Origin of the sequence: Corallococcus sp. 4LFB, assembly GCF_046520365.1 — a bacterium.
Lineage (GTDB): Bacteria > Myxococcota > Myxococcia > Myxococcales > Myxococcaceae > Corallococcus > Corallococcus caeni.
Genome location: NZ_JBKGHJ010000509.1, coordinates 1 through 5,621 on the forward strand (window position 1 = coordinate 1; position 5,621 = coordinate 5,621).

Annotated in this window: 5 protein-coding genes and 1 pseudogene; 1 reads left to right on the forward strand and 5 read right to left on the reverse strand. The window is 70.8% G+C overall.

Features of this window, described 5'->3' with window-relative positions; translation table 11 throughout:
- The coding region (locus ACLEQD_RS35440) for a YsnF/AvaK domain-containing protein (RefSeq protein WP_410390204.1) at positions 1-584 on the forward strand (584 nt) is incomplete at its 5' end.
- Between the two features lie 93 nt (positions 585-677).
- On the opposite strand, the gene ACLEQD_RS35445 is transcribed toward ACLEQD_RS35440, so the two are convergent.
- The 5 genes and pseudogenes from ACLEQD_RS35445 to ACLEQD_RS35465 all read right to left on the reverse strand — a co-directional run.
- Positions 678-2,159 carry a serine/threonine-protein kinase gene (locus ACLEQD_RS35445; RefSeq protein WP_410390206.1) on the reverse strand — a complete coding sequence of 494 codons (1,482 nt, stop codon included), beginning with the start codon at positions 2,157-2,159 and terminating at the stop codon, positions 678-680.
- Positions 2,160-2,214: 55 nt separating this feature from the next.
- A complete protein-coding gene (locus ACLEQD_RS35450) occupies positions 2,215-2,526 on the reverse strand; it encodes a hypothetical protein (RefSeq protein ID WP_410390208.1) in 312 nt (103 codons plus the stop codon).
- Positions 2,527-2,623: 97 nt separating this feature from the next.
- Positions 2,624-4,453, reverse strand: coding sequence for a molecular chaperone DnaK (gene dnaK / locus ACLEQD_RS35455; protein WP_410390210.1), 1,830 nt, complete (start codon positions 4,451-4,453; stop codon positions 2,624-2,626).
- A 2-nt stretch (positions 4,454-4,455) separates the two neighbouring features.
- Positions 4,456-5,277: a nucleotide exchange factor GrpE gene (gene grpE / locus ACLEQD_RS35460; RefSeq protein WP_410390212.1), complete on the reverse strand. Its 822-nt coding sequence runs from the start codon at positions 5,275-5,277 to the stop codon at positions 4,456-4,458.
- 157 nt (positions 5,278-5,434) lie between these two features.
- Positions 5,435-5,621, reverse strand: a pseudogene (locus ACLEQD_RS35465) (transcriptional regulator); the annotation flags it as partial.

Genomic DNA, 5,621 nt, shown 5'->3' on the forward strand with positions numbered 1-5,621 from the left:
CGACGGCCACGGGCAGCACCGCGGGCGGGATGGGCGCCGGGCTGAAGACGGGCACCGCGAAGACGGGCGACGTGCCGAGGACCGGCCTGGGCACGGACAAGGCCGGCATCAAGGACCGCGACCTGCGCGCGGGGCGCATCGCGAACGAGGACGTCACGCTGCGCACGCACCATGAGGAGCTGGGCGTCACCAAGCACCAGCGCTCCGCGGGCGAGGCCCAGGTGCGGAAGGTCGTCGTGGAGGAGATGAAGACGGTGGAGGTGCCCCTGCGCCACGAGGAGGTGGAGGTGGTGCGCCGCGTGGCGAAGGACCCCATCCCCGGCGACGTGGCGACCTTCCAGGAGGAGACCATCCGCATCCCCCTGCACGCGGAGGAGGCGGAGCTCACCAAGCGCGCGTACACGGACGAGGAGATCACCATCCACAAGCGCCCCATCGAGGAGCGCCGCAGCATGGAGGGCCGCGTCCGCCACGAGGAGCTGGAGGACGTGAGGGTGGTGCGCACCGAGGGCAACGCGGACGAGGAGAAGCGCCGCGCCGGCTACAAGGCGAACCCGGACATCGACCCGCTCAAGCGCTCCTAGCGGCACGGGGCGAGGAGACAGGCCTTGTGCTCCGCCCCCGCGGGCCGCGCCTTCACGCGCGGTGTGCGGGGGTGGCGCAGCGCTTCGCTGCCTTCAGCGCGGGGCGCGGACGGGCGGCGTGGCGCGGGTGGGGGCTTCCCGGGCGCGGTCCACCGCGGTCTCCAGCCGCTGCGAGTCGCGCAGCCGCTCCGGGAAGAGCCGGCCCGCGAGCGCCGCCAGCGCCGTGTCGCGCGCGGGGGGACACGCGGACACCAGCCGGTCCGCCATGGCGTGGGCGGAGTCGAAGCGGGCCTCCGGCGCCTTGGACAGCGCCACCGACAGCACGTTCCACAGGGGCGTGGGCACCTCCGGGGGCTTCGTCAGCTTCTCCTGGCAGATGGCCTTCATGGTGGCCAGCTCGTCGTCGCGCTCGAAGGCGCGCCGGCCCGTGAGGGCCTGGTAGAGGATGAGCCCCATGGCGAACAGGTCGCTGCGCGCGTCCAGCTTCTGGCCCAGCGCCTGCTCCGGGGACATGTAGAGCGGCTTGCCCTTCACGATGCCCGGCAGCGTCACCGTGCGCTGCGCGCGCACCTTGGCCACGCCGAAGTCCAGCACCTTCACCTGGCCGTCGAAGCCCACCATGAGGTTGTGCGGCGACAGGTCCCGGTGCACCAGCTCCAGCGACGCGCCGTCCTCGCCCTTGAGCGTGTGCGCGGCGTGCAGCCCCAGGAGCGCCTGCGACACGACGGCGGACGCCACCGCCGGCTCCACGGGGCCCTGGTTGGCGCGCAGGAGCCGGTCCAGGTCGACGCCGTTCACCAGCTCCATGGCGATGTAGTACGCGCCCTGCGCCTCGCCGAAGTCGTAGACGTGCACGAGGTTGGGGTGCGACAGCCGCAGGCCGATGCGCGCCTCGTCCAGGAACTGCTGCACCATCTCCGGCTGGGCTGTCAGGTGGGGCAGGATGCGCTTGAGCGCCACCAGCCGCCCCAGCCCCTCCGGCCCGCGCGTGCGCGCGATGAGCACCTGCGCCATGCCGCCCGTGCCCAGGGGCCTCACGATTTCATAGCGGCCGATGCGCCCGCGGTTGACCGGCGTGCCGTCCACGTCCAGCTCGTCCAGCCGCTCCAAAGGGCCCCGGCCGTCCGTGAGCGCCAGGAAGGACAGCACCGCGGAGTCCAGCTGCTCGCCAATCGCCTCCACCAGCCCCATCACCCGCGCGCCGCCGTCCTCGAAGTCCCCCTCCACCAGCAGCCCCAGCCCGCCCAGGTTCAGCCGTCCCAGGGTGAGCTGCTGGCAGAAGAGCATCCGGCCCTCGCGCAGCTTCCGGGGGCCGCGCCAGTGCGCCGCCTGGAAGACGTCCACGCCCAGCTCGCCCAGCACGCGCGTCAGCACGGGCCCCCGCGTGCCCCGGAGCGACACGAAGCCCGCCTTCGCGTGCACCATGCGGGCGCACTGCGTGAGGAACACGTCCAGGCCGGTGTCGAGGTCCAGCCCCCGCTCCAGGCAGTCCTCGAGGATGTCGTCGGCCATCCGGTTCACGGCCCTCAGGCCGCGCAGGAAGGCCAGCTCTTCTTCCGGGGATTGGAACGCCACGCGTCCATCAATACCCGAAAACCCGGGCGCAATGGAGCGCCCACCGGGTGGGACGTCAGACGCGCTCGCGCTCCACGCGCATCACCGCGGACAGGTGCTCGGGCAGCTCTCTCGGCTCCGGCGTCCCCCGGGTGACGGGGTGCTCCAGCATGCCGTGCCGGTCCAGCATGTGCTCCAGGTGCGCCACGCGCGCGCGCAGCCCCTCCAGCTCCCCGGCGGCCACCTGCCCGCGGGCCTGGACCTCGCGCACGCGCAGCCACGTCTCCACCACGGGCTTGAGGGCGAAGCGCAGCGTGAGGCCGAGCAGCGGCACGCCGACGGTCATGCCGGTGACCATGATGATCATCACGGCTTCTGTCAGTTGCATGAGGGAGGCTCCGGGGAGGAAGTGAGGCGGCCCCGGGCCTACGAACGCGGGGGCCGGGTGATTGCACCCGGCCGGGCCCGCGTCCCGGGGTGAGGCGTCAGCCGGACTTGGCCTGGTCGGTGTAGATGGCGTCCGCGATGCGGTAGGCGCTGCCCTCCAGGCGCTGGAAGGCTTCCTTCAAGACGCCCGCGTCGGAGGTGTTGAGCACGGAGCGCAGGCGCTCCAGGTCCGCCTGGATTTCGCCCTTGTCCTTCTCCGACAGGAGGTTGGCGTACTCCTCCAGGCTCTTCTCCGTGGTGTAGATGAGCCCGTCCGCGTTGTTGCGCAGCTCCGCCAGCTCCTTCTTCTTCTTGTCGTCCGCGGAGTGCGACTGGGCGTCGGTGATCATCGCCTGGATTTCGGCCTCGGTGAGGCCGGAGTTGCCCACCACGCGCACCTGCTGCTGCTTGCCGGTGCCCAGGTCGCGCGCGCTCACGTGCACGATGCCGTTCGCGTCGATGTCGAAGGACACCTCAATCTGCGGCACGCCGCGCGGCGCGGGCGGGATGCCCACCAGTTCGAAGCGCGCCAGCGTCTTGTTGTCCGCCGCCATCTCGCGCTCGCCCTGGAGGACGTGCACGGACACGAGCGGCTGGTTGTCCACCGCGGTGGAGAACACCTGGCCCTTCTTGCAGGGGATGGTGGTGTTCTTGTCGATGATCTTCGTGAAGACGCCACCCGCGGTCTCCACGCCCAGCGACAGCGGCGTGACGTCCAGCAGGAGGACGTCCTTCACCTCGCCCTTGAGCACGCCGCCCTGGATGGCGGCGCCCACGGCCACCACTTCATCCGGGTTGATGCCCTTGTGGGGCTCCTTGCCGAAGAACTCCTTCACCTTCTGCTGCACGCGCGGCATGCGCGTCATGCCGCCCACCAGGAGGACCTGGTTGATGGCCTGCGCGGTGACGCCCGCGTCCTTGAGCGCGATGCGGCACGGCTCGATGGAGCGGTCGATGAGGTCCGCCACCAGGGCCTCGAAGGTGGACCGGTCCACGGTCTCCGTGAGGTGCTTGGGGCCAGACGCGTCCGCGGTGATGAACGGGAGGTTGACCTCCGTCTCCGGGGCGCTGGACAGCTCGTGCTTGGCGCGCTCGGCGGCTTCCTTCAGGCGCTGGAGCGCCATGCGGTCCTTGCGCAGGTCCAGGCCGTTGTTGGCTTCCGCGAAGCGCTTGGCCAGGTAGTCGATGAGGCGCTGGTCGAAGTCCTCGCCGCCCAGGAACGTGTCGCCGTTGGTGCTCTTGACCTCGAACACGCCGGCGGTGAGCTCCAGGATGGAGATATCGAACGTGCCGCCGCCCAGGTCGTAGACGGCGACGCGCTCCGTGGTGGCGTCCTTCACCTTGTCCAGGCCGTACGCGAGCGCGGCGGCCGTGGGCTCGTTGATGATGCGCAGCACGTTGAGGCCGGCGATGCGGCCCGCGTCCTTCGTCGCCTGGCGCTGGCTGTCGTTGAAGTACGCGGGGACGGTGATGACGGCCTCGGTGACGGGCTCACCCAGGTAGTCCTCCGCCGTCTGCTTCATCTTCATCAGCACGATGGCGCTGACCTCCGGCGGGCTGTAGCCCTTGCCCCGGATTTCCACCCACGCGTCGCCGTTGGGGCTGGGCGCCACCTTGAAGGAGGAGACGCCAATGGCCTTCCTCGCCTCCGGCGAGTCGTACTTGCGGCCGATGAGGCGCTTGGCCGCGAAGACCGTGTTCTCCGGGTTGGTGATGGCCTGCCGCTTGGCAATCTGGCCCACCAGGCGTTCACCGGAGTCGGTGAAGCCCACCATGGAGGGCGTGGTGCGGCTGCCTTCGCTGTTGGGGATGACCACCGGCTCGCCGCCTTCCATCACGGCGACGCAGGAGTTGGTGGTGCCCAGGTCGATTCCAATCACCTTCGCCATGACTACTGACTCCCCCCGGAGGAACTGTCGGACGGCGCGGACGTCTGGGGCGCCGCGCTGCTGCCTGCTTCAGTGGCCTTGGGCGCTTCCGTGCTGGCGGGCGCGGCCTCCGGCGCCGCGGCAGCGGGCTCCGGAGGCGTGGCGACGACTTCGGGCGCGCGGGCGACGACGACCATGGCAGGACGCACCAGGCGGTCGTTGAGGTAGAAGCCGCGCGTCACCTCATAGACGACGTGGCCCGCCGGCACTTCAGCGGTCTCCACCTGCTGGATGGCTTCGTGCAGGCGCGGGTCGAAGGGCTGGCCCTTGGCGGAGAAGCCCTTCACGCCGTGGCGCGCGAGCGAGTCCTCGAAGGACTTGCGCGTCATGGCCACGCCCTTCTGGAAGCTGTCGAAGTCGGGGGACTTGCCGGCGGCGTCGAGCGCGCGGTCCAGGTTGTCCACCACGGGGAGCAGGTCCTTGAGGAGCTTCTCCACGCCGAACTTCTGGACGTCCTCCTTCTCCTTCTGCGCGCGCTTGCGGTAGTTCTCCAGGTCCGCGGCGGAGCGGATGGCCCGGTCCTGGAAGTCCTTGGCGCGCTCGTGCGCTTCCTTCAAGCGCTCCAGCGTCTCGCGGGCCTTGGTCTGGCTGAAGTCCAGCTGCGCGCGCAGCGACTCCACCTCCTGGCGGAGCGCGGCCGCGTCCTCGGTGGGGGGAGTGACCTCGGGGGTGGAGGCGTCCGCTTCAGCGGCGGGGGCGGAGACGTCCAGCTCCACCTCCGTGCCCGCGCCGCTGGCGTCTTCGTCCAGCCGACGCTCGACGCTGCGAACCGCCTCGTCGATCACGTCCTGCCCGATGTCCGTCTGGATGCTGCCCTTGTCATTGTCCTGGGTACCGACACGGCGCGCACTATCTCACGCGCCGGGGAGCGATCCAACAGGACCCGAGGAGGAGGCGCGTACCCGGCGTGCGGGCAGGCGCGACTTCATGGGGAACGGAACTTCACGCCCCGGGCGCGGGTTTCTTGCGGCCCAACGTTTTCTTGGAAGCCGATTTCTTCGTGGCCCGGGCGCCCTTGGGGGCGGCGGGAGCGCCCGCGGTCTTCTTGCGCCCGATGGACTTGTCTGCGGCCTTCGGCCTGGCGGGGGTCTTCGCGCGGGGCCTGGGCGGCTGGGGCGGCCTCCGTGCG